The sequence below is a fragment of the Citrobacter sp. U14242 genome, from assembly GCF_046555775.1.
Lineage (GTDB): Bacteria > Pseudomonadota > Gammaproteobacteria > Enterobacterales > Enterobacteriaceae > Citrobacter.
Genome location: NZ_JBKGLW010000026.1, coordinates 1 through 4639, shown reverse-complemented (window position 1 = coordinate 4639; position 4639 = coordinate 1). Strand labels below are relative to the sequence as shown.

The 4639-nt window shown below is 50.2% G+C and carries 3 protein-coding genes and 1 pseudogene; 1 reads left to right on the top strand and 3 read right to left on the bottom strand.

Annotated features, from left to right (window positions below; all coding sequences use genetic code 11):
- On the top strand, nt 1–1446 hold a 1446-nt coding region (locus ACLJXE_RS24225; protein WP_410752231.1), incomplete at its 5' end, for a hypothetical protein.
- A 99-nt stretch (nt 1447–1545) separates the two neighbouring features.
- Here ACLJXE_RS24225 and emrB read toward each other — a convergent pair.
- From emrB to ACLJXE_RS24210, 3 genes and pseudogenes are all read right to left on the bottom strand, one after another.
- Nucleotides 1546–3084: a multidrug efflux MFS transporter permease subunit EmrB gene (gene emrB / locus ACLJXE_RS24220; protein WP_410752230.1), complete on the bottom strand. Its 1539-nt coding sequence runs from the start codon at nt 3082–3084 to the stop codon at nt 1546–1548.
- 16 nt (nt 3085–3100) lie between these two features.
- A complete protein-coding gene (gene emrA / locus ACLJXE_RS24215; protein ID WP_048213008.1) occupies nt 3101–4273 on the bottom strand; it encodes a multidrug efflux MFS transporter periplasmic adaptor subunit EmrA in 1173 nt (390 codons plus the stop codon).
- A 129-nt stretch (nt 4274–4402) separates the two neighbouring features.
- Nucleotides 4403–4564 (bottom strand): annotated as a pseudogene (locus ACLJXE_RS24210) (transcriptional repressor MprA); the annotation flags it as partial.
- Between the last annotated feature and the right edge of the window lie 75 nt (nt 4565–4639).

The following is a 4639-nucleotide window of genomic DNA, read 5'->3' as shown; positions in this document are numbered from 1 at the left end:
CTGGAGAAACAGACGGCTCAGCTGGCAGCCCTGGAGAAAGACAAGGCGGCGCTGACGAAGCAGATGACGGAGCTGAATAAGTCTGGCAGTGCAGAGGCGGCGAAGCAGAAAGCTGCACTGGAGAAACAGACGGCTCAGCTGGCGGCTCTGGAGAAAGACAAAGCCACGCTGACGAAGCAGATAGCAGATCTGAATAAATCCGGCAGCGCTGATGCGGCGAAACTGGAGAAACAGACGGCTCAGCTGGCGACACTGGAGAAGGACAAAGCCACGCTGACGAAGCAGATGACGGAGCTGAATAAGTCTGGCAGTGCAGAGGCTGCGAAGCAGAAAGCTGCACTGGAGAAACAGATGGCTCAGCTGGCGGCTCTGGAGAAAGACAAAGCCACGCTGATGAAGCAGATAGCAGATCTGAATAAATCCGGCAGCGCTGATGCGGCGAAACTGGAGAAACAGACGGCTCAGCTGGCGGCTCTGGAGAAAGACAAAGCCACGCTAATGAAGCAGATAGCAGATCTGAATAAATCCGGCAGCGCTGATGCGGCGAAACTGGAGAAACAGACGGCTCAGCTGGCAGTTTTGGAGAAAGACAAAGCTAAAGCAGCAGAAAAATCAACATTACTTGCTCAACAGGTTTTGAAGCTTGTCAACGTAATAGAAGATACGAAAAAAGTAAAAGAATATCTGGAATCTCAGAACGTTAGTTTGATCGCTCAGAATAGTGAGCAAAAATCAAATATGGTTAAAATGGCTGAATCATTGCGAAATTCTGAGAATCTGTCAAAGCTAGTTGCGGAGGAAAGAAGGAAAAATATTGAGCTTAATACTTTGATTTCTAAATTGAATGTTTCAATAGGTGAAAAATCGTCACGAATTGGCGTGCTTGAGCAAGAGCTGTCTAAAAATGCTCAAAAAAATATTGAGCTTGAAGCATCAATACGACAGATGAATTTGAGTACCAGAAAGGCAACTAACGTGCCTGAGAATGCCGCATCTGATGGTAATGCGGTTGTCGAAAAACCGTTATTGCAGCAGCAACAAAATTCACAAACGATAATAACTTCGCCTTCTGTTAAAGAACAATCAGAGGAATTGATGCGTTCAATTAAGGCGAGAAAAGGGGCTATTCAGCAATCCGATGGTGTTATTTATGTTGTGGAAAGCAAAGGAGCAAAGCGGAAAGCGAAGCAAAAAGATTATATACAGTTTGTAATGAAAGAAGAGGTTAGTACGGGCGCAGTTATATCAAGTAATGTCAATATTAACAGCAAAGTTGATAAGTTGCCTGAATTACTTAGTAAGGCTGTTCTTCTTGTAGGCACAAAGGGTCGCGTGAAAATATATATACCGCCTGATTTAGCATATGGTGGTAAGGGCATTCCCAATATTGCACCTTCAGGTATTGTTTCAATATTAACGATAGATGTTACTGGCTTGAAGCCATAAGCATATTCTTCTTACGGGTATGTAATGCGGCACTTAAAAGGCAGCAAAGATAATCTTTGCTGCCTTTTATATTATAAACTCTAATTAATTATTCACGTATTAGTGCGCGCCGCCGCCGCCACTGCCTGCACCGAATGGCGGTTTAGCAAACCACACCAGGCCTAGCAGTACGAGGAAGATCCCAGCAGACATCCAGAAGATTTCGTTAGCAGAAATAATCAGCCCCTGGTTGGTGATTTGCTGCGCCAGCCAGCCGGATGCCTGTTCTTTGGTCATCCCTAATCCCTGCAGCTGGTTATACATAGCCTGTGCATTAGGATTATAAGGGTTTACTGACTCCGTCAGTTGCGCGTGGTGCAGCGACTCACGGCTAGTCCACATCGTTGTGGTGATCGATGTGCCAATAGAACCCGCCAGCGTTCGCGTAAAGTTAGACAGGCTCGATGCTGCCGCCATACGTTCAGGCGGTAAACCCGACAGCGTGATGGTGGTCAGTGGCATAAAGAAGCAAGCTACCGCGAACCCCTGAATAAACTGCGGCCAGGCCGATGCGCCAAAATCCATACCGGGTTCGAACGTCCACGCACGCCAGTAGAAACAGACGGCATACATGATGAAGCTGAACGTGACCAGCCGACGCATATCCAGTTTGTGTGCGAAACGGCCGATAATCGGCGACAGGATCACTGGAATCACCCCAACCGGCGCAGACGCCAGACCTGCCCAGGTTGCCGTATATCCGTACACTTCCTGCAATAACTGTGGCAACAGGACGATTGCGCCGAAGTAGAGCATATAGGCCAGACTGATACACAGACAGCCGATGGTAAAGTTACGCGACTTAAACAGCGAGAGATCGACAATGGGGTGCTCGTCGGTAAGCTCCCAGACGATGAGGAAGCTGATTGCCACCACGGCGACAACCGTCAGGATGATGATTTCCTGCGAGGCGAACCAGTCTAATTCTTTGCCGCGGTCGAGCATGATCTGCAAACTGCCGATACCAATGACCAGCAGTGCCAGACCAATGGCGTCGATACGCCGCTGCTCGGTTTTGGTTTCCCGACCACGCAGGGTTTGCAGCGTCATCAATACCACTACAGCACCGATTGGCACGTTGATGAAGAATATCCAGCCCCAGTGATAGTTGTCGCTGATATAGCCCCCAAGAATTGGGCCACATATCGGGGCAACAATCACCGTCATTGACCAGAGCGCGAGGGCAATGGAGCGTTTGGCGGGAGGATAGTTATTCAGTAACAGGCTTTGCGAGAGCGGAATTAACGGACCGGCGACAATACCCTGAATAACGCGGAAGAAAATCAGCATGTTCAGGCTGGTGGACATCCCACATGCCCATGACGCAATGACGAAGGCGATAGTTGACCACATGAATAGTCTTACTTCGCCAACGCGTTTTGCCAGCCAGCCGGTGATCGGAATTGAGATAGCATTCGCCACCCCGAATGAGGTGATCACCCAGGTTCCCTGGCTCAGCGAAGAGCCGAGGTTCCCGGCGATAGTGGGGATCGCCACGTTAGCAATGGTGGAGTCCAGCACCTGCATGAATGTCGCCAGGGACAGCGCAATCGTCATAATGACGAGCTGCACGCCTTCCAGCGGTTTTTGCTGTTGCATCACACGCACCTTTGAATTAGCCCGCGTTGGCCTGCACGATCTCTTCGATCATCTTATTGACCGGATCAAGGTTGATTTCACGTGCATTACTTTCTGATACTGGCGTTGTGCGGACCTGGCTTGCCAGGATCTGCCCGTCACGATTAGCAGTATCTACCGTAACCAGTGTCGACAAACCAATACGCAGTGGATGTTGTGCCAGTTGCTGTGCATCCAGTTCGATACGTACCGGCAAACGCTGGACGACTTTGATCCAGTTACCGGTCGCGTTTTGCGCCGGCAGCAAGGAGAACGCGCTGCCCGTCCCCATATCCAGGCCGACGACTTTCCCGGTGTATTTCACATCATCACCGTAAATATCACTGATAACGGTCGCCGGTTGGCCAATACGCATGTGCGCCAGCTGTGTTTCTTTGAAGTTGGCATCCACCCACAGATTAGTCGCCGGAACAACTGCCATCAGCGGCGTCGTGGGGCTAATTTGTGCGCCAGGCTGCACGGCACGACGGGAAACGTAGCCGGTCATCGGACTGACAATTTTGGTACGTTCCAGTGCCAGCCAGGCATTACGCACTTCGGTGGCAGCCTGTTGTACAGCAGGTTGATCTTCCAGTTTGCTACCCAGAATCATTGCCTGGTTCGCATTATATTGTTGGATAGCGACATCAAGCTGAGCCTGAGCGCTGGCGACGGCATCGCGGGCATGTTGCAGTTCTTCGCGGCCAATCAGGTTGGCGTTACCCAGTGGGACGCGACGGTTAAAGTCGCTTTGTGCCTGGGCCAGCGCGGTTCTCTGCACTTCAATGCTTGCCTGCAGTTGCTTGCTGTTGATCATCAACTGGTGTGTCTGGCGCACGCTGGACGCCAGCGCAGTTTTGGCTTTTTCAAATGCCTGTTTGGCATCTGTCTGATCGAGAGTGACCAGTACATCGCCCTGTTTTACAAAGTCAGTGTTATCAGCCCAGACTTTCGTCACGCTGCCTGATACCTGCGCCATAATTTGAACCTGGTTCCCTGCCACGTAAGCATCGTCTGTCTCTTCGATATGACGCAGTACTAAAAACCAATAAATCCCATATGCCACGGCAATGATAATAAAGAGCAAGGTCAGCAGGAGCAGCATACTTTTACGTTTGCCATTCTTCTTGACCGGTTGCTGCGGGGTTTGAGTCTCCGCATTTGCGCTCATGTTGTTCTCCACGATCTTATTTTTTTCACATCGGCTGGGGCCGACCTGTTTATCAGAAAGGCCAGCACTGTGCGTGCTGGCCTGTCGGTTTTTCATTTTTAAATCTGGATTTCTGAGCGAGTCAGCGCGTTAGCGCAGCGCTTCTAATACCGCGCCATCCTGCTCCATCTGATCAAGACGGGTCAGAAGTTTACGGGTGATGTGCTCAAGTTGATCTTTTTCGGTGGTGCTGAGAGATGACCAAAGCTGATGAAGGCAGTTGTGCTGAGGCGGTAGGCACTGTTGCAAATAGTCGGTGGTGATAAACTTATCATCCCCTTTTGCTGATGGAGCTGCACATGAACCCATTCAAAGGCCGGCATTTTC